Raw genomic sequence first — 23253 nt, forward strand, 5'->3', positions numbered from 1 at the left:
CGCGGGTAGCGGAGGAATCTCAATTACGTGCGAGTCGCAGCGCCTGCGCCAGCTCTCCTCGGGTAAAAGGTTTACGTAGTAGCGCCACGTCAGGCAGCGCCGGGTTATGCGCCGGGCGTAAATCCTGACCGCTAATCAGCAGAATTGTTAGCTGAGGGTAGTGCTTCAGCGCATAGTTGACTACATCCACACCGCTTAACCCTCCAGGCAGCATTACGTCGCTGATAAAAATATCAATCTCGGATGAAGCCGCCAGCATATGCAGCGCCTGCTCGCCGTTGGCGGCTTCCAGCGTTAGATACCCCAGCAGATGCAACTGCTCACACAGCGTCTGGCGCACGTCGGCCTCATCTTCGAGCACCAGTACCAGCTTTTCACCGCAGTTCGCCGCATGTTCCGCTATCGGCTCTGCCTGAATCTGTACCGGCACAACGGCGCGGGGAAGCTGTAACCGGACCGTGGTTCCCTGCCCCGGCGCGCTCTCAATTTCCACCCGACCACCAGACTGGCGCACAAAACCGTAGACCATCGACAGGCCTAATCCGCTGCCGCTGCCGGTCTGTTTGGTGGTGAAAAACGGCTCGAAGACCTGAGCTTTCACCTCCTGTGACATCCCGCTTCCCTGATCGGCAACCTCCAGCATCACCATATCCTGCTTACGTCCGTCGCTGCGCGTGACCCGTTGATTCCAGGTACGGATTTTTATCGTACCCACCTGCCCGTCCATGGCATCACGGGCGTTCATCACCAGGTTGATAATGGCATTTTCCAGTTGGCTAACGTCAATCCAGGCGGGCCAGGCCGGAGACTGGGCCTCAATTTCCAGCGTCAGCATGGAGGGGAGCGAATGGCGCATCAGTTCGCCGAGATTTTCCAGCAAGGTTTTCAGCTCAACGGCATGCGGATGCAACGACTGTTTGCGCGAAAAGGCCAGCAGCCGCTGGGTCAGCAGCGCCCCGCGCTCGGCGGCTTTCAGCGCCCGATTGACCCGTGGCGCGTCGGGAGAATCCGGGTCCACCAAATCCAGGCTGCCAATAATGACCGCCAACAGGTTATTAAAATCATGGGCTAATCCGCCCGTCAGTTGCCCCACTGCCTTCAGTTTCTGGCTGTGCAATAGCGCTTCCTCCAGCCCCTGACGCTCGGTGCGGTCGATTTCCATCTGCGTGGTTTTTTCTTTCAGCAGCCGGGTAGTGTGTTCGAGCGACGCCGTATTGCGGGCAAAGACGCTAAAGGCGCGCGCCAGTTCGCCCAGCTCATCGCGCCGTTGCAGGGCCGGGACGCTGACGTCTGATTCCCCATGCGCCAGCCGGGTCATCGCCCGCGAAATAGCCGTCAGGTTAGAACCGAGATTGCGGTAGATATACCACCCGGCAAAACCGGTGATCACCACCGCCAGCAGCGCAAATGACAAAATAAATAACGCGCCGGATTGCAGTTCCTGATGACTTTGCGCCACCCGCTGTTCGGAGATAGTCGCCACCTGCGAGACATACTGGTTGATATCGCTGTTGAGAATCGCCACCAGCGCTTTGATGTGGAACATATACCAGCTGATCGCCAGATCGCTCTGCTCCAGCGCGGACGAAAGCGGCCCCAGCTTATGCAGCTCCAGGTTGAAATCGCTGAGGATGTTGGTAATCAGAAGATTGCTGGTTTGCAGAGGCAGCGTGGGCATCACTTCGTCCAGTTGTTTGATCACCGAACGCGGCGTGGGGGTTTCAATGGCAGCCACAATTAAGCGGTCTATTTGTCCCAGCTGTACGTCATCCTGCGTGCCGATAAGCTTTTGCAGGTGACGTAAATAACTTTGATTCTGATACAGCGAACTGAGCAGCGCGTTACGTTCAAAGTGCCGCTGCTGTCCGCGCTGCAACATACCTTCCACGCTGCTTTGTAACTCCTGGCTGCGTTGGATAATTCGCTCGACCAGCACCGGCTCTTGCTGAGCCAGCGGCGCGGTGGCCAATTGTTCCAGCGACTGCTTCAGCGCCCGCTGCATCTCCTGCAGCCGCTCCGCTTCACCTTTGTATTCCAGCGCGCCGACCACTTGCGACAGTCGCACTGCCGCCGTCGCCACGTTTGCCGTATCGCGGGCCAGGTTCATGCTGCCGGTCATGTCGTCAACGGTTTGCTGCTGCACCTGTTCCTGGATCTGGCTGGCATGCTGAAACCCCAGCACCGCCACGCCGCTCACCATCAGCGTGACCGCCACCACCAGCAGATTAAAGAACAGTAATCGTCCACGCGCACTGGCGAAAAAGTGACGTCCCGGTTGCGGCATATCACGCTCCGTGAAGAAAAATCGCAATATGACAAATATGAACGGCTTCTGACATTTTGCATTTACATTCCTGTGATGGACTGCTGATATCGGCCACCCCACAGGAGATCCGCCATGAGCAGGACACCGGTTCTGGAGATGCGCAACATTGCCAAAGCGTTTGGCAAATTTTATGCGCTAAAAGGGGTCGATTTAACGGTTTGGCCCGGTGAGATTCATGCCCTGATGGGTGAGAACGGCGCAGGGAAAAGCACCCTGATGAAGATCCTCGCGGGCGCCTATACCGCCACCAGCGGGGAGATCCTGATTGACGGTCAGCCGTTCCACATTCGTGGGCCAAAAGATGCGCTTAGCGCAGGCATCACGCTGATTTACCAGGAGATGCAGCTCGCGCCAAACCTGACGGTGGCGGAAAATATCTTTCTTGGTAGCGAACTGTCGCGCGGCGGTCTGGTCCAGCGTAAAGAGATGGTGATACAGTCGCAGAAAGTCATCGACCGACTCGGCGCCCAGTTTAAGGCCAGCGATCGCGTGATGACGTTGACCATCGCCGAACAGCAGCAGGTAGAAATCGCTCGCGCCCTGCACCGTAACAGCCGCATTCTGGTGATGGATGAACCCACCGCCGCCCTCTCCTCACGTGAAACCCACCGCCTGTTTGAACTGATTATGCGCCTGCGCGATGAGGGGATGGCGATTATCTACATCAGCCACCGCATGGCGGAAGTGTACGAGCTCTCCGATCGCGTCAGCGTCCTGCGCGACGGGCAATACGTCGGCAGCCTGACCCGCGACAAACTCAACGCCTCGGAACTGGTGCGCATGATGGTAGGCCGTCCGTTAAGCGATCTGTTCAACAAAGAGCGCGATATTCCTTTAGGTAAAGCGCGCCTCAACGTCCACCACCTGACCGACGGCAATAAAGTCCAGCCGTGCAGCTTACTGGTACGCTCCGGGGAGATTGTCGGCCTTGCGGGTTTAGTCGGCGCCGGGCGTTCTGAACTGGCACAGTTGATTTTTGGCGTGCGTAAAGCCATCGGCGGCATGATTGAAGTGGACGGTGAACCGGTAGTGATCCACTCCCCGCGCGAGGCGATTGACCACGGCATCGGTTTTCTGACGGAAAACCGCAAAGAACAGGGACTCTTTCTGGAGCTGGCAGCGGCAGAGAACATCACCATGGCGACGCTGGAGCGCGACGCCACCTGGGGCATGCTCGATCGCAAAAAGGCGCAGGCAATTTCTGATGACGCCATCAAATTGCTCAATATTCGCGTCCCGCATGCGCAGGTCCGTGCGGGCGGGCTATCCGGCGGCAACCAGCAAAAGCTGTTGATTTCGCGCTGGGTCGCGATCGGCCCACGCATTTTGATCCTCGATGAACCGACGCGCGGTGTGGACGTCGGTGCCAAAAGCGAGATCTACCGGATCATGAATGATATGGCGCGCAAAGGCGTGGCGATCCTGATGATCTCCAGCGAACTGCCGGAAGTGGTCGGGATGAGCGATCGCGTGTATGTGATGCGTGAAGGCAGCATTGCCGGCGAGCTGAACGGACAAAGTATTACCCAGGAAAATATTATGACGCTGGCAACCGGCGTGAACGACTCCCATCATCAGGCGGTGTCCCATGAATAATCCAACCACTCCCCAGCAGGTGGCGAAATCCGCCTCCGCGAAAAAAATGCTGATGAGCGATCTGATGCAAACGGTCGGTATCTTGCCGATTCTTATCCTGATTGTGGCGGTATTTGGCTTTATCGCGCCAAACTTTTTTACCGAAAGCAACCTGCTGAATATTACCCGCCAGGCGTCGATCAACATCGTGCTGGCCGCTGGCATGACCTTCATTATTTTAACCGGTGGCATTGATCTTTCGGTTGGCTCCATTCTCGGCACTACCGCAGTCGCGGCGATGGTAGTTTCGCTGATCCCGGAATTTGCCATGCTGTCAGTCCCTGCTGCGCTGCTGCTCGGCATGCTGCTGGGGTTGTTTAACGGGGCGCTGGTCGCTTTTGCTGGCCTGCCGCCGTTTATCGTCACGCTTGGAACCTATACCGCGCTGCGCGGTGCGGCCTACCTGCTGGCCGACGGCACGACGGTGATTAACTCCAACATCAGCTTTGAGTGGATCGGCAATAACTATCTTGGTCCGGTTCCATGGCTGGTAGTGATTGCGCTGGCGGTGGTGGTGGTGTGCTGGTTCATTCTTAGGCGCACCACACTCGGCGTTCATATCTATGCGGTTGGCGGCAATATGCAGGCCGCGCGCCTAACCGGGATTAAAGTGTGGCTGGTGCTGATGTTCGTCTACGGCATGAGCGGTTTGCTCTCGGGTCTTGGCGGGGTGATGAGCGCCTCGCGGCTGTACAGCGCCAACGGCAACTTAGGCATGGGCTACGAACTGGACGCCATCGCCGCGGTGATCCTCGGCGGCACCAGCTTTGTTGGCGGGATCGGCACCATCACTGGCACGCTGGTGGGGGCGCTGATTATCGCCACGCTGAATAACGGCATGACGCTGATGGGCGTCTCCTATTTCTGGCAATTGGTGATCAAAGGGGCGGTGATCATCATAGCGGTGCTGATCGACAAATACCGTACCCGACACCATCAAAGTGCATAACAACAACATCTTACTTCGAGGAATACAGCATGAGATTGAAGCCCTTAGTCACCGCGCTCTGTGCTGGCGCACTGCTTGCTAGCGCTCCGTTTGTACAGGCAAAAGAACTGAAATCCATCGGTGTTACGGTGGGCGATCTGGCCAACCCGTTCTTCGTGCAGATAACCAAAGGCGCGGAGCTGGAAGCACGCAAACTGGCCGGTGATAACGTTAAAGTGACGCTGGTTTCCAGCGGCTACGATCTGGGCCAGCAGGTGTCGCAAATCGACAACTTTATTGCCGCCAAAGTCGACATGATTATCCTGAACGCCGCCGACTCCAAAGGCATCGGCCCGGCGGTAAAACGCGCGAAAGACGCCGGGATTGTGGTGGTCGCCGTTGACGTGGCGGCGGAAGGCGCAGACGCCACCATCACCTCCGATAACACCCAGGCGGGAGAAATGGCCTGTAAATATATTACCGACCGTCTGAAAGGCAAAGGCAACGTGGTCATTATCAACGGGCCACCGGTATCTGCCGTCCAGAACCGTGTGGAAGGCTGCCAGACCGAGTTTAAACGCCACCCTGACATCAAGGTGCTGTCATATAACCAAAACGCCAAAGGCAGTCGCGAAGGCGGGCTGGAGATCATGACCGCGTTGCTGGCGGCGAATCCGAAGATCGACGGCGTATTCGCCATTAACGATCCCACGGCGATCGGTGCCGATCTGGCGGCAAAGCAGGCGCAACGTAGCGAATTCTTTATTGTCGGCGTAGACGGCAGCCCGGACGGCGAAGAAGCCCTGAAGCGCGAAAACTCACTATTTGTGGCGACGCCAGCACAAGATCCGCAGGTGATGGCTGCCAAAGCGGTCGAAATCGGTTATGACATATTACAGGGGAAACCCGCCCCGAAAGAACCCGTGCTGATCCCAGTGACGATGATCGATAAAAACAACGTCGGCAGTTATAAGGGTTGGACGGTGAAATAGCCCGCCACAACAACGCCGGTTGGCGGCAAAGATGCCTTATCCGGTCTACAAGATCGCTATGAATTTGTAGGCCGGATAAGCGCGGCACCATCCGGCATTATATTAAGGAGGATTCAGCCGATGAAACGCTCCGCAATAAACGAGATCCTTGGGCACACGCGCCAGTTTTTTTCTCTGCACGACGTGCACCTGCCTCCTTTCGCCAGTTTCCCGCCCACCCAATGGCGCCAGCTCGACGCCAGTGCCTGGAGCGAAGTTTTCGACCTCAAGCTCGGTTGGGATGTCACCGCATTCGGCGGCAACAATTTCGCCGCACAAGGGTTAACGCTGTTCACCCTGCGTAACGGCTCGCCGAAAGGTATGCCTTACGAGAAATGCTACGCCGAGAAAATCATGCACGTTCGCGATGCGCAGGTCACGCCGATGCATTTTCACTGGCGCAAACGTGAAGACATTATCAATCGCGGCGGCGGTAATCTCATTGTAGAACTGTGGAATGCAGGGATCCGCGAGCAAACGGAAGACAGCGACGTTAGCGTGGTGATTGACGGTTGTCGACAAACGCATGCCGCAGGCAGTCAACTGCGCCTGACGCCGGGTGAAAGCATCTGCCTGCCGCCAGGCCTGTATCACAGCTTCTGGGCGGAAGAAGGTTTTGGTGACGTGCTGGTTGGCGAGGTCTCTTCTGTTAATGACGACGACCACGACAACCATTTTCTGCAACCGATTTCCCGCTACAACGACATTGAAGAAGACGAACCGGCGCTGCTGGTGCTGTGTAACGAATATCGCCTGTTCCGCTAACCAAGGAGCACATTATGCCGTTGATCTCACTCGCTGATGGCCTTGCCCATGCTCGCGAACACCGCTATGCCTTAGGGGCGTTTAACGTTCTGGATTCACATTTCCTGCGCGCGTTGTTTGCCGCGGCAAAGCAGGAACGTTCGCCATTTATTATCAACATTGCCGAGGTGCATTTTAAATATATCTCGCTGGATTCTCTGGTCGAAGCGGTCAAGTTCGAAGCCGCCAGACATGACATTCCTGTAGTGCTGAATCTTGACCACGGCCTGCACTTTGAGTCGGTGGTGCGAGCGTTACGCTTAGGTTTCAGCTCAGTGATGTTCGATGGCTCCACGCTGGAGTACGAAGAAAATATCCGTCAGACCCGCGAAGTGGTGAAGATGTGCCACGCCGTCGGCGTGTCGGTGGAAGCTGAGTTGGGCGCAGTCGGTGGTGATGAAGGCGGTGCGCTGTACGGTCATGCCGACGAATCACTGTTTACCGATCCGATGCTGGCGCGTGATTTCGTCGACAGAACCGGAATTGACGCGCTGGCTGTCGCCATTGGTAATGCGCACGGCAAATACAAAGGCGAACCCAAACTCGACTTCCCGCGTCTGGACACTATCCGCCAGCAGGCGGCGATCCCGTTGGTGCTGCACGGCGGTTCCGGCATCAGCGACGACGATTTCAAGCGCGCGATTGAACTCGGCATTCACAAAATCAACTTCTATACCGGCATGTCACAAGCGGCGCTGTCGGCAGTGGAGACGCGGATGGCGAATCGTCAGCCCTTGTACGACGAATTCGCCGAACTGCTGCTCGGCATTGAGGAAGCCATTACCGATACCGTTTCAGAACAGATGCGCATTTTTGGCAGCGCAGGACGGGTCTGATGGAACGCAAAGGCGTTATCGCCGCAGGCAACATGCTGGTCGATCATGTGCATCAAATTGTGCAGTGGACGGAACGCGGCTGGCTGGCGGAGATCACCCGTAGCGAACGCGCCACCGGTGGTGCGCCGCTGAACGTACTACTGACGCTGGCAAAAATGCACGCCGGACTGCCGCTGCAGGCGGTGGGGTTAATCGGGCAGGACAGCGACGGCGACTACATTATGGCGATGCTGGAGCAGTATCACGTTAATCACCAACACGTGCAGCGCACGACATTCGCGCCCACGTCAATGTCGCAGGTGATGACCGATCCGAGCGGTCAGCGCACCTTTTTTCATTCTCCCGGCGCGAATCGCCTGCTGGATCTGCCCGCTTTTGAGCAACTGGATACCTCGATGAAAATCTTCCATCTTGGCTATCTGCTGCTGCTCGACAGCCTGGACATGCCAGATGAAGAGTACGGCACACGTAGCGCTCGGCTGCTGGCGCAAATGCGCGATAACGGTTTCGAAACATCGCTGGATTTGGTCTCACGCAAGGGCGACCCGCGCTACCAGCCGCTGGTGATGCCCGCCCTGCGCCATCTCGATTATCTGGTGATTAACGAGCTGGAAGCCGGAGAGTTCAGCGGGCTGGAGATCCGCCAGCCCAACGGCGAGCTGCATATCCCACATATCGCTACCGCCGCGCGCGAACTGCTGAATGCGGGCGTACACCAGCGGGTGGTGATCCACTGTCCGGAAGGTGCCTGGGGTGAAGCGCCGGATCGGGCAGGCGTCTGGATCCCGTCACAGTATCTGGCGCAGGAGGAGATTGTCGGCAGCGTGGGGGCGGGAGATGCGTTTTGCGCCGGATTTTTGTATGGCTGTCATGAACGTTGGTCACTGGAAGAGAGCATCCGGCTAGCGCACGCCTGCGCGCGAGCCAGTTTGTTGTGTGCCAATGCGATAGACGGCGCAAAAACGCTGACAGAGTTAAAGGCCGCAATGACTGATGCCGGATAAGGCGTTTACGCCGCCTTGTCGTGATGCTGCACGTCGGCGGCGAATACATAGCCCAGCCCGCGCAGGGTTTTGATCAGCATCGGCTGATGCGGGTTGTTCTCTATTTTTCGCCGCAGCCGCATGATTAACACGTCAATAGTACGGTCAAACACTTCAACACTGTCGCTACGCGTCAGTTCCAGCAATTGCTCACGACTAAGCACCCGACGGGCATTTTGCGCCAGCGCCAACAGCAGACTGTATTCACCCTGCGTCAGGTCCACCTTCAATTGCTGAGGATTACGAAGCTGGCAGCCCGCGGTATCAAGATGCCAGCCGTTAAAAGAAAGACCCGAGGTTTGTGGAGTGCCGCTTTCAGCCGTTAGCACGCCCACGCGTCTGAGCACCGCCTTCACCCGCGCCACCAGCACCCGGGCATTGAACGGTTTACCAATGTAATCGTCAGCGCCCATTTCCAGCCCGACCACCACATCCGATTCACTACCAAGCCCGGTCAGCATCACCACCGGCAGCCCGGGTCTCATTTTTTGCACCTGCTGCAGCACCATCAGGCCGTTGATGTCGGGCAACATCATATCCAGCAATACCAGCGCGATCTCCGGCTGAGTCTCAATGCAGCGCAGCGCCTCCTGCCCGGTATGACAAGCAGTCACCGCAAAGACGTGTTCGCTCAGCACATCCTGCAAAAGCGAACAGACCGCAACGTCATCATCCACAACCAGTATGGCTGGCTTCATTATCTTTCCCCATTTCTGGCCAACTTAAATGAGTGTGATTGATTCTGCCCAGAGTGACAGCGATAAGGCACAAGGATGTGTAGGAAACATAACCTCGGTCACACTGCCGGGGCGTCACGTATTGGAGATTCGACACGTCAAATATGACGACAGCCTGTTTTTCGTCAGGGTTTTGACCAAAAATCACCCGTAATATCAGGGAATGCCCACAATAAAAAAGTGGCATAGAAGATGCATACTAAGGGCGACAGCGCGTATGCGCGATTTGATTAACTGGAGCGAGACCGATGAAAAAAGTCGTCACGGTTTGCCCATATTGCGCATCAGGTTGCAAAATCAACCTGGTGGTCGATAACGGCAAAATCGTCCGGGCTGAAGCGGCGCAGGGGAAAACCAACCAGGGTACCCTGTGTCTGAAGGGCTACTATGGCTGGGATTTTATCAATGATACCCAGATCCTGACCCCTCGCCTGAAAACCCCAATGATCCGTCGCCAGCGTGGCGGCAAACTGGAATCTGTTTCCTGGGATGAAGCCCTTGATTACGTCGCCACTCGTCTGAGCGCCATCAAAGCGAAGTATGGCCCGGACGCTATTCAGACGACCGGTTCATCTCGCGGTACAGGTAACGAAACCAACTATGTAATGCAAAAATTCGCGCGCGCCGTTATTGGTACCAATAACGTCGACTGCTGCGCTCGCGTCTGACACGGCCCATCGGTTGCAGGTCTGCACCAATCGGTCGGTAACGGCGCAATGAGTAATGCTATCAATGAAATTGATAACACAGATTTAGTGTTCATCTTCGGGTATAACCCGGCGGATTCCCACCCGATCGTGGCGAATCACGTGATTAACGCTAAACGTAACGGGGCGAAAATCATCGTCTGCGATCCGCGCAAAATTGAAACCGCGCGTATTGCCGACATGCACATCGCGTTGAAAAACGGCTCGAACATCGCGCTGCTCAACGCTATGGGTCATGTCATCATCGAAGAAAAACTGTACGACCAGGCGTTTGTCGCTTCCCGTACAGAAGGCTTCGAAGAGTACAGCAAAATTGTCGAAGGCTACACGCCGGAGTCCGTCGAAGATATCACTGGCGTTAGCGCGCAGGATATTCGTCAGGCTGCACGTATGTATGCCACGGCGAAAAGCGCGGCCATCCTGTGGGGCATGGGTGTCACCCAGTTCTATCAGGGCGTGGAAACCGTACGTTCACTGACTAGCCTCGCCATGCTGACCGGCAACCTCGGTAAGCCAAGCGTGGGCGTTAACCCAGTTCGTGGCCAGAACAACGTTCAGGGCGCATGCGATATGGGCGCGCTACCGGATACCTATCCGGGCTATCAGTACGTTAAGTTCCCGGAAAACCGCGAGAAGTTCGCTAAAGCCTGGGGCGTGGAAAGTCTGCCTGCACACACTGGTTATCGCATCAGCGAACTGCCGCACCGTGCGGCGCATGGCGAAGTCCGTGCAGCGTACATCATGGGTGAAGATCCATTACAGACCGATGCTGAACTCTCCGCAGTACGCAAAGGCTTTGAGGATCTGGAACTGGTCATCGTGCAGGATATCTTCATGACCAAAACCGCCGCTGCCGCAGACGTTATTTTACCATCTACGTCATGGGGCGAGCATGAAGGCGTCTTCTCAGCGGCTGACCGTGGCTTCCAGCGCTTCTTTAAAGCCGTTGAGCCTAAGTGGGATCTGAAAACGGACTGGCAGATTATCAGTGAAATCGCCACCCGTATGGGCTACCCGATGCACTACAACAACACCCAGGAAATCTGGGATGAGTTGCGTCATCTGTGCCCGGATTTCTACGGTGCAACGTATGAGAAAATGGGTGAACTGGGTTATATCCAGTGGCCTTGTCGCGACACCTCTGATGCCGACCAGGGGACGTCTTACCTCTTTAAAGAGAAGTTCGACACCCCGAACGGCCTGGCGCAGTTCTTCACCTGCGACTGGGTAGCGCCAATCGACAAACTCACCCCAGAGTACCCAATGGTACTGTCTACGGTACGTGAAGTCGGCCACTACTCTTGTCGTTCGATGACCGGTAACTGTGCGGCGCTGGCCGCGCTGGCGGATGAGCCGGGTTATGCCCAGATCAATACTGCCGACGCAGAACGCCTGGGCATTCAGGACGAAGATTTGGTGTGGGTTAACTCGCGTAAAGGTCGGGTCATTACCCGTGCGGCGGTCAGCGATCGTCCGAACAAAGGCGCGATTTACATGACCTACCAATGGTGGATTGGGGCATGTAATGAGCTGGTAACCGAGAATTTAAGCCCGATTACCAAAACGCCGGAGTACAAGTACTGTGCCGTTAACGTTGAACGCATTACCGATCAGCGCGCCGCCGAACAGTATGTGATTGATGAGTACACCAAGCTGAAAGCCAGCCTGCGCGAAAGCGCGATGGGTTAGTCCGTTTACGTACCTGTTCTACAACAGCCTCCGCCCGGAGGCTGTTTTTTTATCCATACGATCTCTTTATACTGTTCATTCCGTACCCTAAATAAAACTCAAAATGAAACAACTCATTGCATTGATGTTCTTTATGACATTCTTTGCCCATGCCAGTGATACTGAGCCAGGAAGCCAGTACTTACAGGCCGCTGAGGCAGGGGACCGTCGCGCACAGTATTTTCTTGCCGATACCTGGTTCAGTTCGGGCGATTTGAGCAAAGCCGAGTATTGGGCGCAAAAAGCCGCAGACAATGGCGATGCCGACGCCTGCGCGCTACTGGCGCAAATCAAAATTACGAATCCGGTCAGTCTGGATTACCCCCAGGCCAAAACGCTGGCGGAAAAGGCAGCCAAAGCGGGCAGTAAAGCAGGTGAACTCACCCTGGCGCGGATTCTGGTCAACACCCAGGCAGGCCGCACCGATTACCCCAAAGCCATCACTTTGCTGCAAAACGCCTCTGAAGATCTGGAAAATGACTCCGCCGTCGACGCGCAAATGCTGCTCGGGCTGATTTACGCCAATGGCGTGGGGATCCCCGCAGACGATGAAAAAGCGACGTGGTATTTCAAACGCAGCTCCGCCATCTCCCGCACCGGTTATTCAGAGTACTGGGCCGGAATGATGTTCTTAAACGGCGAGCAGGGTTTTATCGTGAAGAATAAACAGAAAGCGCTGCACTGGCTGAATCTGAGCTGTATGGAAGGATTTGATACCGGCTGTGAAGAGTTTGAAAAGCTGACCAATGGTTGATGCTGGTTGCCGGATGGCGCTACGCTTATCCGGCCTACAAAGGATGTGTAGGCCGGATAAGACGCGTGAGCGTCGCTGTCAGGCGACCATCACCAATTACTGCGCGGTCTTATCAAATTTACCCAGCATCTCGCGCTCGTAGGCCAGCGCCTTTTTGCGGTCAAATTTGTGCTCCCACTTGGCGATAACCAGCACCGCCAGCGCATTCCCAACTACGTTCAGCGCGGTACGCGCCATGTCGAGGATACGGTCAACACCGGCGATAAACGCCAGACCTTCCAGTGGGATCCCGACGCTGCCCAGCGTTGCCAGCAGTACCACAAAAGAGACGCCCGGCACGCCCGCAATCCCTTTCGACGTGACCATTAGCGTCAGTACTAATACGATTTCCTGCCACAGCGACAGGTCGATACCGTACAGCTGCGCAATGAAAATAGCGGCAATACTCTGGTACAGCGTTGAACCATCAAGGTTAAATGAGTAACCAGTTGGTACAACAAAGCTGGTGATTGAAGCTGGTGCGCCGTAGGCTTCCATCTTCTCGATAATACGCGGCAGTACGCTCTCGGAACTGGCGGTAGAGTAGGCCAGAATCAGCTCATCTTTCAGAATGCGGATCAGGATCCAGATGCTCAAACCACAAATACGCGCCACAATCCCCAACACCACCAGTGCGAAGAACAGAATGGCGAAATGCACTAACAGCACCAGCTTCGCCAGCGGCCACAGTGAGGCAAAACCAAAGTTCGCGACGGTCACAGCAATCAGCGCAAAAACACCGACTGGCGCATAGCGCATCACCATGTGGGTCACTTTAAACATGGTTTCGGAAATCGAGCGGAACACGGTCACCAGCGGCTCGCGGTGAGTTGCTGGTAGGGAAGACAAGCCTAAACCAAACAGCACCGAGAAGAAGATAATCGGCAACATATCGCCTTTCGCCATCGACGCAACGATGTTAGTCGGCACCAGCGACACAATCGTGCCCATCAAGCCATGCGCGTGGCTCTGCACTTCTGCGGTCGTATTTTGATATTTCGAAATATCCACGGTCGCCAGTTGCGACATATCAATCCCGGAACCCGGCTGGAACACATTCGCCAGCGTAATACCAAGAATAATCGCTACGGTGGTGATCACTTCGAAATAGAGAATGGTTTTGGCGCCAATACGGCCCAGTTGTTTTGCATCACCCACCCCGGCAATTCCAACCACCAGCGTGGAGATAACAATCGGCACGACAATCATTTTAATCAGATGGATAAAGATATCGCCCGCCGGTGACAGCAGGTTCACCACCAGCCATTCGCGGCTGTCACTATGGTAATGCAGGTAACTCCCTAGCAGAATGCCCAGCACCATAGCGATTAGAATCTGCCATGCCAGGCTGACTTTCAAATTTTTCATAACAACGGACTTCCTCGATGGAGCGCTATTCCACCTATAAAGAATGGGAATAGTACATACTGAAAGGGTATGATTTGTGTTGCGTTCGTTTATGGAGTTTTTTAACGCTTATACCCTAAATAATTCGAGTTGCAGGAAGGCGGCGACGCAGCGAATTCCCAGGAGCTTACGCCAGTAAGTGACTGGGGTGAGCGAGGAAAGCCAACACACCTGCAACTTGAAGTATGACGGGTATATTATCATTATCATCTGCATGGCATTCAGCGCAACCCTCTAAGAACAGGGACTTTAGCTGAATTTATGCATAAAAATGCAATTTTATCGCACTAAGTATGAATAACTTTTTGTTATAAAAGAATTTTAATATGTTCAAAAATGAAGAAGTCATGGCATGAGTTTTTTTTGTCCGTTTGTTCGTTCGCCTGTTTTTTAAACAGGCCAAATGATACAAATCACAAAAAAAACAAAATTATTTTTGCCGATTCTGCAGTAATTTCGCCATATTAATCGAGTCAATCAGTTGCGCCCGGTTGACTCTCGGCGAGTTTAAATCGAGTACCTTTTGCCACTGCAAAATGGCCTGCGAATAGTCGGCCTGCATAAACGCATCTGAGGCTAGCAGCATCAGCGCTGTCACCTCAGCCGGGTCCAGCGCCAGAGCCTTATCAATCATTTCGCGAGTGGGCGGCGTCATATGTTGTCCGGCCTGGTAATACAATACCGTTGCCATCGCTGAATAAATCTCAGCATTTTCACCACCGACACGCAGCGCCTGCTCGTAGGCCAGCAGCGCATTATGATACGCGTTTTGCCAAAGATAATACTCGCCGAGTTGCGCCCATTTCACACTATCACGTGGATTGGCACGAATTTGCGATTGTAAGGAAAGCAGCTGTTTTTCCTGAACGTTTTCATCGGAGAACGCATGTAATGGATCTGCCAGTCGGGCCTGTTCCTGCCGTACCGCCTGCCATTTTGACGTCAACAGATAACCACCGATGCAGGCCACAACCATCACCACCACCACAGCAGTCAGCCGCTTCACGGGCATTGGTCGTAACGACGCTGTAGAATATACGGGTTGGCTCATGACACTTCGTCCTCTGCGCGCTGACGCCTTCTCACCCGCCAGACCACCACCCCTACAAGTAACAGCAGCAGGCACGGCAACGCCCACAGCAGCAGCGTTTGCTCATTCAACGGCGGGTTATACCGCACGAAATCGCCGTAACGATCGGTCATCCACGTGGTTATCTCGGCTTCACTTTTCCCTTCCGCCACCATGCTGTAAACCTGATGGCGCATGCTGACCGCTACCGGCGCATTGGATTCCAGCAAGTTTTGGTTTTGGCACTGCGGGCAGCGCAGCTGACTGGCAATCGACAGCGCTTTCTCCTGCTGTTGTGGGTTGGCAAAAGTCCATGTGTCCACAACCTGGGCATGCGTAGCGAAAGTGATAAAAAACAGAACGATAAAACCGCAGATATTACGCATCACGTTTCCTCCCTCGCCATCCACTCAGCAGCGCGCCAAAGACCATTAATAGCCCTCCGCCCCAAATCCAACGTACGCCGGTCTGCACGTACAAGCGCATGGCATAACGGTCCGGTCCTGTTTTTTCGCCCATCACCGCGTACCAGTCATGTAACAGATTCCAGCGGATCCCCGGCTCCATCATCTGTTGACGGCGCGCGGCATAGAAGCGCCTTTCAGGCTGCAGGCTGCCAATGCGTTTTTCATCCTGCCACAGCGTGATCTGCGCTTTTTCACTGGTGTAGTTACCTTTTGCTTCCAGGTCCAGACGCTCAAAACGGAAAATGTAGCCTGCCAGTTCCACCTGCTGCCCCGGGCTCAGGTTCAGGCTTATCTCCTGACGACTCCCGCAGGAAAAGACAATCCCGACGGCAAACACCAAAACCCCGGCATGCGCCAGCAGCGCCGGAAGCTGAGCACGTACAGGTACTTTGCGACTTCTGAACGTTGCCATCACGATAACCAGCAGCATCAGCAGCCCAAAGGGTAGCGTCGCACGATTAAAGTACGGTGCGCCCACAGAGAGCCGTCCCCAACCGAACAGTCCGTAAATCATCGGGTAGAGCGTGCCAATCAGCACAATCATCAGCACCGCGCAAAAAAGCAGTAGCGCAACCAGAATCAGCATCTCGCGCGACCAGCCGCCAAAATGCGCACGTTGACGAATATTCTGCCCGCGCCAGGCATACAGCCCGAGCGACGCCAGGCTCAATACGGTAAACAGCGCAAACAGCGGCGCGGCGCGGACGTTATCCAGCGCGAAGGCATGTACTGAAACGAGAATGCCGGAACGCACAATCAACGTCCCCAGCAGCGATAAAATCAGCGTGACAATCGCCAGCAGCAGCGACCAATGGCGGAAGATCCCGCGCTGGCGCGTGATGTATAAGCTATGCAGCAGCGCGCTGGCGGAAAGCCAGGGCAATAAGGAAGCGTTTTCTACCGGGTCCCAGAACCACCAGCCCCCCCAGCCCAGCTCGCAGTACGCCCACCAGGAGCCGAGAATAATCCCCAGCGTCAGAGCGCACCAACCGGGCAGCGCCCAGCGCCAGCACACCCAGGCGCTTTGTGCATTAAAGTCACCGCGCAGCAGCGAAGCCAGCGCCACGCCTGCCGCCACCATTAAACCACCATAACCCAGGTACAGCAGCGGCGGATGGAGGATTAACCCGAGATGTTGCAACATCGGATTAAGGTCACGCCCTTCAATGGCTGGCGGGAAGATGCGCACAAACGGATCGGACCATACCACCACAAACAACAGCAGCAGGGCCGTTATCATTGAGAGGACGCTGAGCGTCAGCGGAAACAGCGCATCGGTGTCACGTCGATAGCAAAAAGCGAACAGCGCGCTCCAGCCGGAAAGAAACAGCACCCACAGCAGCAGCGACCCTTCATGCCCGCCCCACACCGCGGCCAGTTTTAACCCCCACGGCAGCAGACTGTAGCTATGCTGCGCAACATAGACTACCGAAAAGTCACTGGTCAGAAAGCAGAATACCAGAATGGCAAAGGCCAGCATCAGCAGCGAAAATTGCGTCCACACGCCCACACTTGCCAGGCGCATCAGGCCTTGCCAGCGCTGGCGGACACCCACCAACACGGCAAGCGGGGTCAATACGTTGACCCCGAGGCTTAATAACAGTGCCAGAAAACCGGCTTCAGGAAGGAGAACGTCCAGAAATCACCTTACGCAACGGTTAGCTGACCCGCATAGAGAATAAAAAAGCGCAGCAGCAGTACGCCGGTCAGGCTGGCGCCGCACACTGCCAGCACGCCATGAAACGTCGAACTGCGATTGGCCCAGGGTTTTAGCAGCATCGGCAGTATCAACCCAAGCCCGGCCACGCCCAGCCAGAACCACCAGGTCCAGAATCCGCCGCCCAGTGCCGCCGCCAGCGCGCGCATTTTGCCGTCATCGCCCAGCGCCAGGCCGACGAAGAACGCCGCCAGCAGGAAGATCTCCAGCCATACCACCGGGACTTCCATGCGATGCACAAAGTGCGCTTCAGTACTGTGCGGATTGCTACGATGACGTAACGCCATGGCGATCAGCGCCACCGCCGCGCCGGAGGAGATCCCGGAAAACAGGAACAGCACCGGCAGGATCGGGTTATTCAGGAACGGGTAGGATTTCAGCGCCGACAGCAGGAACCCGGTATACGCCCCGAGCAGGACCGCCAGTACCAGCATCAGCGTCTCAAGCGCACGATGGAACGGCGTGATTAGTGTCAGGAGTTTTGACACAATCGTCAGTCGCGGCACGAACCGCTGCTGCAGTGCAATCACCTCTTTTTCAAAGATTTTTGCCAGCCACAGCACTAACACCACCATGTATAACTGAAACAGCATGACCCCCATCGACATCACCGAAGTGAAGCTGTAGTGGAACATCAGTTTCCAGAAAGTCCATGGGCGCGTCAGGTGGAACACCAGAATCAGCAAACCGAAGATAATCGCCCCGGGCCCTAACACCAGCGTGGTGCGCAACAGCGTACTGTCTGAACCGCCCGCCTCCGGATGGAAACGACGTAGCAAAATTGCCAGCGTGACCAGTCCAGCGGAGATGCCTATCAGGAACAGATAGATGGCAATAGGCCAGTCCCACACCAGTGATTCGAAATGAAATGCAGAAGCGGATGTCATTGGCTCACCTCCCCAAATTTAAAGGGAACGCGGTAGACCTTCGGTTTTGTGCCCAACGCCAGCTTGTAACGGTAGGTAGTTTTCTGCTGCAACAAGCGGGAGATATCGCTGTTGGGATCGTCCAGATTACCAAACATCAGCGCCTTCGTCGGACATGACTCAACGCAGGCGGGCTGTTTGCCCGCTTTCAGGTTGGTTTTCCGGCAGAAATCGCATTTATCCGCCGTTTTGCTCACCGGATGGATAAAGCGCACACGGTAAGGACACGCGGCGATACAGTACTGGCAGCCAACGCAAAGGTCCGGGTTCACATCCACAATGCCGTTGGCGGCATCGCGATACGATGCCCCCGTCGGGCAGACGTCAACGCAGGGAGCGTGATCGCAATGCTGGCACGAGTGACGGAAGAAGCGATACTTCACATCAGGAAATGTCCCTTGCGGCTCGCTGCGAATAATCGTCAGACGCGATACGCCTTCCGGCACGTTGTTAACTTCCCGACAAGCATCCATGCAGGCCGTACAGCCAATGCATAAAGACTCATCATGAACCATACCGTAACGTACGCCGTTGATGTTCAGCGTCTTCGCCACAACGCGTCCCGCCGTCCCGCTCACTGCCACCAGCGCGCCGACGCCGGTGATAAACTGGCGACGAGAGCAACTCATGGATGCTCCTTAAGCAACGGAACCGACGCCGGGTTAAAGTTCGGATTGTTACGCTGATCGCTGTGGCAATCGACGCAAATCTTGATCCGTCCTTTATCGCTTAGCGTCTGCATCGTGTCTTGCTTCGGATGCAGCGAGTGACAGCTGGCACACGCCACTTTGGTTACGTGGACATCGTGCGGCCAGAACGCTTTTTGCAACTGCTCAGGCAGGTGACAGGACATACAGACGCTGTTTTGCTGCTCCACGTTGTACATCGGCTCATTAAAACGCATCACATCCTTCACCCCTTCACGGTGGTTCGGTGACGGCTGGCCGTGACAGTTAGTGCAAGTGACCGGCAGTTTGTTATTCGGGTTGATAACGTCTGCATGCTTACCATGCATGCCTTCGGTATCGGGCTTATGGCAATCCAGACAGGCGGCATCTGGATTACGCTGTTGGGTAACCGTCCAGCGTTGATCCGACTCCTGCGGCGTTGGCGTGGCTGTGATTCCACTCAGGCTCCAGAACAAGCCTGACGCCAGCACCCCAGCAGTTAATAACGAACGTAATACGCTCATATTCACTCCGTTGAGTTATCCGCCCCTTGCGGGGCGAAATGGGGTTATTGGCTTAACAGACCGTTTTTACGCGCCTGATCTTCCCACTGCGGAATCACCGTTTTGATGAAGTCCTGTTTCTCAGCATTGATTTGCTGCATATTCAGACCAATCGCTGCCTGGGCTTTCTCTTTAGTAGAGATATCCGGTAACGGGATTTCATGCGTGATGCCTTTAGTTGCCAGCAAACGGACCAGTTTGGTACGCGCATCGGCAGCTTTATCCATTGCGCTACCCAGCATCCGCAAACCTTCTTCCGGGGCGTGCATGTGAATACCGTGTGAGGCGATAGCCAGGTCCCAACGCCATTGCGCGTGACGGATATCTTCCAGAATCGGCTTCATTTCCGCTTCGGTCGCACCCGCATCCCATGCGGCTTTCGCTTCAAAGTGCGCACGAACAAGCTGGTCTTCAACTTTGATTTTCAGGTCATGAATGGCCTGTTTACGCTCGGCGACCACTTTTTGCAGGGACGCTTTGTCCTGGGTGTGGCAGTTCGCACAGGTCTGAGCGAAATTATCGAACGGATTACCAATCTTATGGTCGGTGTAAATCTTGCCTTCCGCGTTCTGCACTTTCGGCATGTGGCAGTCGATACAGGTCACATTGTTCTTGCCGTGAATGCCTGCGCTCCAGGTTTCATACTCCGGGTGCTGCGCTTTCAGCATTGGCGTTTTAGACAGGGAGTTGGTCCAGTCAGAGAAGGCGATGGTATCGTAGTATTTCTCCATGTTCTCGACTTTCATGCCGTCGTCCCACGGGAACTTAACGGCTTTGTTTTTACCGTCGAAGTAGTATTCCACGTGGCACTGGCCGCAGACCATGGATTGCTGATCGAAGCGACCGGCTTTCTCAAACGGTTTGCCGATTGCTTCCATCGCGCGTTCTGCATAAGGGCGCGACAGCGTCAGTTCTGGCTTGCCTTTGGCAAAGTCTGGTGACGCGGTGTTATGGCAATCGCCGCAGCCAAGATTGTTAACAATTTCAGGACCGCCGCGCGCCCATTTACCGTGGAAGTAGCCATCTTCACCGTCTTTCTGGATCAGACGCGCCACGTCCGGGCTTTTACAGCTCCAACAGGCCATCGGCAACGGACCATCTTCTGCCGTTTTGGGTGCGCCTGTACGTAAGGTTTCACGGACATCGGTCACGGCATACGCGTGTCCACGCGGTTTGTTGTAATCGCGCGAGAAGGGATATCCCGCCCACAGGATCACCAGACGCGGATCTTCTGCCAGCGCATCTTCACGGGCTGATTGCTCAGACGTGGCTTTCCAGGAGAGATATTGATCGGGATGCTGAGGCGCGAAGACTTCATTCTTCGCTTCAACGGTGACGTTTTTTGCGGGTACGGGGGTTTGTTCAGCGTGAACTGCAGAGATAAATAATAAAGGTACTAACAGGCTGAAGAAACGGCGTACGCGTGATTTTATCCTTGCCATAGGGGTCTCATCCAGATGACGCCATTATCTGCAATGGCGGTTCTTTTATTGTTTTCCATAACAGCAACCACACGAATACTGTCATGACATTGCTCCACCCTATTTGTAACAAGAAACCACACTGAAAATGTTGTCTTTAATCAATTGTAAGTGTATGTAAAATACCACTTTAGAGTTAGTAACCCCCTCTGATTGCACCCTCTTTTGTCTAATTCAGAGACAGATCACCTTTTCAACAATCCTTTAGATAACTACATGTTATCGCGAGATTTAGTCAATTTTTGCTAGTTCTCTTCAAAATTCAGTTTGTCGCTAATTTGCACAATTCGTTTATTGCGTGATCTGCCGCGCAAATACTAAACAAAACTCTCAAAGCCCCTACATTTAACGTTTATGAGACATATTATTAACATCCTACAAGGAGAACAAAAGCCATGAGCCAAATACATAAACACGCTATTCCCGCAAACATTGCGGATCGTTGCCTGATAAATCCGGAGCAGTACGCAGAGAAATACCAGCAATCCGTTAACGAGCCCGACACATTTTGGGGCGAACAGGGAAAAATTATTGATTGGATCAAGCCATACAGCCAGGTGAAGAACACTTCCTTTGCACCCGGCAACGTGTCGATTAAATGGTACGAAGACGGCACCCTGAATCTGGCCGCAAACTGCCTTGACCGCCATCTGCAGGAAAACGGCGATCGTACCGCCATCATCTGGGAAGGCGATGATGCTACCCAGAGTAAAAACATTACCTATCGCGAACTGCATCGCGATGTCTGCCGTTTTGCTAATACATTGCTGGATTTAGGCATTAAAAAAGGCGATGTGGTGGCGATCTATATGCCAATGGTTCCGGAAGCTGCGGTAGCCATGCTGGCTTGCGCCCGTATTGGCGCAGTGCATTCGGTCATCTTCGGCGGGTTCTCGCCGGAAGCCGTCGCTGGACGTATCATCGATTCCAATTCTCGCCTGGTGATCACCGCCGATGAAGGCGTGCGCGCTGGACGCAGCATCCCGCTGAAAAAGAACGTCGATGATGCGCTGAAAAACCCGAACGTGAAGACCGTGGAGCATGTGGTCGTCCTCAAACGTACCGGTGGAAAAACGGAATGGCAGGAAGGCCGTGACCTGTGGTGGTCCGATCTTATTGAGAAAGCCAGCCCGGACCATCAGCCAGAAGAAATGAACGCGGAAGATCCGCTGTTTATCCTGTATACCTCCGGTTCAACCGGCAAGCCGAAAGGCGTGCTGCATACCACCGGCGGATATCTGGTCTACGCCGCCACCACCTTTAAGTATGTATTTGACTACCATCAGGGCGATATCTACTGGTGTACCGCGGACGTGGGTTGGGTAACCGGGCACAGCTATTTGTTGTACGGTCCGCTGGCCTGCGGCGCAACCACGCTGATGTTCGAAGGCGTACCAAACTGGCCAACCCCGGCGCGTATGTCGCAGGTTGTGGACAAGCACCAGGTCAATATTCTGTATACCGCACCGACCGCCATCCGCGCCCTGATGGCCGAAGGCGATAAAGCAATTGAAGGTACTGACCGTTCATCGCTGCGTATCCTGGGTTCCGTTGGCGAGCCGATCAACCCGGAAGCATGGGAGTGGTACTGGAAGAAGATCGGCAACGAAAAATGTCCGGTCGTTGATACCTGGTGGCAGACCGAAACAGGGGGATTCATGATCACCCCACTGCCAGGCGCTACCGAGCTGAAAGCCGGTTCCGCCACCCGTCCATTCTTTGGCGTACAGCCTGCAATTGTCGATAACGAAGGTAACCCGCTGGAAGGCGCGACCGAAGGCAACCTGGTGATTACCGACTCATGGCCGGGTCAGGCGAGAACGCTGTTTGGCGATCACGAACGCTTTGAGCAAACCTACTTCTCTACCTTCAAAAATATGTACTTCAGCGGCGACGGCGCGCGTCGTGACGAAGACGGCTATTACTGGATCACCGGACGTGTGGACGATGTGCTAAACGTCTCCGGTCACCGTCTGGGAACGGCTGAAATCGAATCGGCGCTGGTGGCACATCCGAAGATTGCCGAGGCCGCAGTGGTCGGTATCCCACATAATATTAAAGGCCAGGCGATCTATGCCTACATCACGCTGAATCACGGCGAAGAGCCGTCACCTGAGCTGTACGCCGAAGTTCGCAACTGGGTACGTAAAGAAATTGGCCCGCTGGCAACCCCAGACGTACTGCACTGGACCGACTCACTGCCGAAAACCCGCTCAGGCAAAATCATGCGCCGTATTTTGCGAAAAATCGCGGCGGGCGATACCAGTAATCTGGGCGATACCTCAACCCTCGCCGATCCTGGCGTGGTAGAGAAACTGCTCGAAGAGAAGCAGGCCATCGCAATGCCATCATAACGATAACCATGAAATGCCCGATGGCGCGCTGCT

At 54.9% G+C, this 23253-nt stretch carries 18 protein-coding genes and 1 pseudogene; 9 read left to right on the top strand and 10 right to left on the bottom strand.

Annotated features, from left to right (window positions below; all coding sequences use genetic code 11):
* Positions 1-19 precede the first annotated feature (19 nt).
* Complete coding sequence (locus tag NMD08_RS23700; protein WP_151218039.1) at positions 20-2284, bottom strand: hybrid sensor histidine kinase/response regulator; 2265 nt, start codon at positions 2282-2284, stop codon at positions 20-22.
* Between the two features lie 114 nt (positions 2285-2398).
* On the opposite strand from NMD08_RS23700, the gene NMD08_RS23705 reads away from it, so the two are divergent.
* From NMD08_RS23705 to NMD08_RS23730, 6 genes are all read left to right on the top strand, one after another.
* A complete protein-coding gene (locus NMD08_RS23705) occupies positions 2399-3922 on the top strand; it encodes a sugar ABC transporter ATP-binding protein (protein ID WP_151218040.1) in 1524 nt (507 codons plus the stop codon).
* Positions 3915-4910, top strand: a complete 996-nt coding sequence (locus NMD08_RS23710) for a ribose ABC transporter permease (RefSeq protein ID WP_187253967.1) — start codon at positions 3915-3917, stop codon at positions 4908-4910. The genes NMD08_RS23705 and NMD08_RS23710 overlap by 8 nt, the downstream gene beginning before the upstream one ends.
* A gap of 29 nt (positions 4911-4939) precedes the next feature.
* Positions 4940-5881, top strand: a complete 942-nt coding sequence (locus NMD08_RS23715; protein WP_048213896.1) for an ABC transporter substrate-binding protein — start codon at positions 4940-4942, stop codon at positions 5879-5881.
* Positions 5882-6001: 120 nt separating this feature from the next.
* Positions 6002-6685, top strand: a complete 684-nt coding sequence (locus tag NMD08_RS23720; protein WP_187260071.1) for a D-lyxose/D-mannose family sugar isomerase — start codon at positions 6002-6004, stop codon at positions 6683-6685.
* Between the two features lie 14 nt (positions 6686-6699).
* Positions 6700-7560: a ketose 1,6-bisphosphate aldolase gene (locus NMD08_RS23725; RefSeq protein ID WP_151218044.1), complete on the top strand. Its 861-nt coding sequence runs from the start codon at positions 6700-6702 to the stop codon at positions 7558-7560.
* Entirely contained in the window at positions 7557-8564 is a 1008-nt protein-coding gene (locus NMD08_RS23730) for a carbohydrate kinase family protein (RefSeq protein WP_370620226.1), read from the top strand. Before NMD08_RS23725 ends, NMD08_RS23730 begins: the two co-directional genes overlap by 4 nt.
* Before the next feature lie 5 nt (positions 8565-8569).
* Here the strand turns inward: NMD08_RS23730 and NMD08_RS23735 are convergent, their stop codons facing one another.
* Entirely contained in the window at positions 8570-9301 is a 732-nt protein-coding gene (locus tag NMD08_RS23735; protein ID WP_210905466.1) for a response regulator, read from the bottom strand.
* 287 nt (positions 9302-9588) lie between these two features.
* Here NMD08_RS23735 and fdhF point away from each other — a divergent pair, with 287 nt between their 5' ends.
* Together fdhF and yjcO are read left to right on the top strand one after the other, a co-directional pair.
* Positions 9589-11736 carry a formate dehydrogenase subunit alpha gene (fdhF, locus tag NMD08_RS23740; protein ID WP_151218047.1) on the top strand — a complete coding sequence of 716 codons (2148 nt, stop codon included), beginning with the start codon at positions 9589-9591 and terminating at the stop codon, positions 11734-11736.
* Positions 11737-11839: 103 nt separating this feature from the next.
* Entirely contained in the window at positions 11840-12529 is a 690-nt protein-coding gene (yjcO, locus tag NMD08_RS23745; RefSeq protein ID WP_151218048.1) for a Sel1 family TPR-like repeat protein YjcO, read from the top strand.
* Between the two features lie 96 nt (positions 12530-12625).
* Here yjcO and gltP read toward each other — a convergent pair whose 3' ends face one another.
* The 8 genes and pseudogenes from gltP to nrfA form a co-directional block, all read right to left on the bottom strand.
* Complete coding sequence (gltP, locus tag NMD08_RS23750) at positions 12626-13936, bottom strand: glutamate/aspartate:proton symporter GltP (RefSeq protein ID WP_187253972.1); 1311 nt, start codon at positions 13934-13936, stop codon at positions 12626-12628.
* Between the two features lie 469 nt (positions 13937-14405).
* Positions 14406-15026 carry a heme lyase NrfEFG subunit NrfG gene (gene nrfG / locus NMD08_RS23755; RefSeq protein ID WP_151224613.1) on the bottom strand — a complete coding sequence of 207 codons (621 nt, stop codon included), beginning with the start codon at positions 15024-15026 and terminating at the stop codon, positions 14406-14408.
* Positions 15023-15397 (bottom strand): annotated as a pseudogene (nrfF, locus tag NMD08_RS23760) (heme lyase NrfEFG subunit NrfF); the annotation flags it as partial. The gene nrfG and the pseudogene nrfF, both read right to left, overlap by 4 nt.
* 25 nt (positions 15398-15422) lie before the next feature.
* Positions 15423-17150, bottom strand: a complete 1728-nt coding sequence (locus tag NMD08_RS23765; protein ID WP_210905483.1) for a heme lyase CcmF/NrfE family subunit — start codon at positions 17148-17150, stop codon at positions 15423-15425.
* 8 nt (positions 17151-17158) lie between these two features.
* The gene (nrfD, locus tag NMD08_RS23770) at positions 17159-18115 is read right to left on the bottom strand and encodes a cytochrome c nitrite reductase subunit NrfD (protein ID WP_151218050.1); all 957 of its coding nucleotides are present in this window, start codon (positions 18113-18115) and stop codon (positions 17159-17161) included.
* Positions 18112-18783: a cytochrome c nitrite reductase Fe-S protein gene (nrfC, locus tag NMD08_RS23775; protein ID WP_370619187.1), complete on the bottom strand. Its 672-nt coding sequence runs from the start codon at positions 18781-18783 to the stop codon at positions 18112-18114. The genes nrfD and nrfC overlap by 4 nt, the downstream gene beginning before the upstream one ends.
* Complete coding sequence (gene nrfB, locus NMD08_RS23780; RefSeq protein ID WP_151218052.1) at positions 18780-19346, bottom strand: cytochrome c nitrite reductase pentaheme subunit; 567 nt, start codon at positions 19344-19346, stop codon at positions 18780-18782. The genes nrfC and nrfB overlap by 4 nt, the downstream gene beginning before the upstream one ends.
* Before the next feature lie 44 nt (positions 19347-19390).
* The gene (gene nrfA / locus NMD08_RS23785; RefSeq protein ID WP_151218053.1) at positions 19391-20827 is read right to left on the bottom strand and encodes an ammonia-forming nitrite reductase cytochrome c552 subunit; all 1437 of its coding nucleotides are present in this window, start codon (positions 20825-20827) and stop codon (positions 19391-19393) included.
* A 434-nt stretch (positions 20828-21261) separates the two neighbouring features.
* Here nrfA and acs point away from each other — a divergent pair, with 434 nt between their 5' ends.
* A complete protein-coding gene (acs, locus tag NMD08_RS23790; protein ID WP_151218054.1) occupies positions 21262-23220 on the top strand; it encodes an acetate--CoA ligase in 1959 nt (652 codons plus the stop codon).
* The last annotated feature ends 33 nt before the right edge of the window (positions 23221-23253 follow it).

The sequence above is a fragment of the Citrobacter meridianamericanus genome (assembly GCF_041320245.1).
GTDB classification, from domain to species: Bacteria; Pseudomonadota; Gammaproteobacteria; order Enterobacterales; family Enterobacteriaceae; genus Citrobacter; species Citrobacter meridianamericanus.

Coding starts and splice junctions, on each gene's coding strand:
- gltP (WP_187253972.1), bottom strand. CDS start 13,936: ATGAAAAATTTGAAAGTCAGCCTGGCATGGCAGATTCTAATCGCTATG.
- NMD08_RS23715 (WP_048213896.1), top strand. CDS start 4,940: ATGAGATTGAAGCCCTTAGTCACCGCGCTCTGTGCTGGCGCACTGCTT.
- NMD08_RS23720 (WP_187260071.1), top strand. CDS start 6,002: ATGAAACGCTCCGCAATAAACGAGATCCTTGGGCACACGCGCCAGTTT.
- NMD08_RS23710 (WP_187253967.1), top strand. CDS start 3,915: ATGAATAATCCAACCACTCCCCAGCAGGTGGCGAAATCCGCCTCCGCG.
- acs (WP_151218054.1), top strand. CDS start 21,262: ATGAGCCAAATACATAAACACGCTATTCCCGCAAACATTGCGGATCGT.
- yjcO (WP_151218048.1), top strand. CDS start 11,840: ATGAAACAACTCATTGCATTGATGTTCTTTATGACATTCTTTGCCCAT.
- nrfD (WP_151218050.1), bottom strand. CDS start 18,115: ATGACATCCGCTTCTGCATTTCATTTCGAATCACTGGTGTGGGACTGG.
- nrfA (WP_151218053.1), bottom strand. CDS start 20,827: ATGGCAAGGATAAAATCACGCGTACGCCGTTTCTTCAGCCTGTTAGTA.
- NMD08_RS23700 (WP_151218039.1), bottom strand. CDS start 2,284: ATGCCGCAACCGGGACGTCACTTTTTCGCCAGTGCGCGTGGACGATTA.
- NMD08_RS23735 (WP_210905466.1), bottom strand. CDS start 9,301: ATGAAGCCAGCCATACTGGTTGTGGATGATGACGTTGCGGTCTGTTCG.
- NMD08_RS23705 (WP_151218040.1), top strand. CDS start 2,399: ATGAGCAGGACACCGGTTCTGGAGATGCGCAACATTGCCAAAGCGTTT.
- nrfC (WP_370619187.1), bottom strand. CDS start 18,783: ATGAGTTGCTCTCGTCGCCAGTTTATCACCGGCGTCGGCGCGCTGGTG.
- nrfB (WP_151218052.1), bottom strand. CDS start 19,346: ATGAGCGTATTACGTTCGTTATTAACTGCTGGGGTGCTGGCGTCAGGC.
- nrfG (WP_151224613.1), bottom strand. CDS start 15,026: ATGAGCCAACCCGTATATTCTACAGCGTCGTTACGACCAATGCCCGTG.
- NMD08_RS23725 (WP_151218044.1), top strand. CDS start 6,700: ATGCCGTTGATCTCACTCGCTGATGGCCTTGCCCATGCTCGCGAACAC.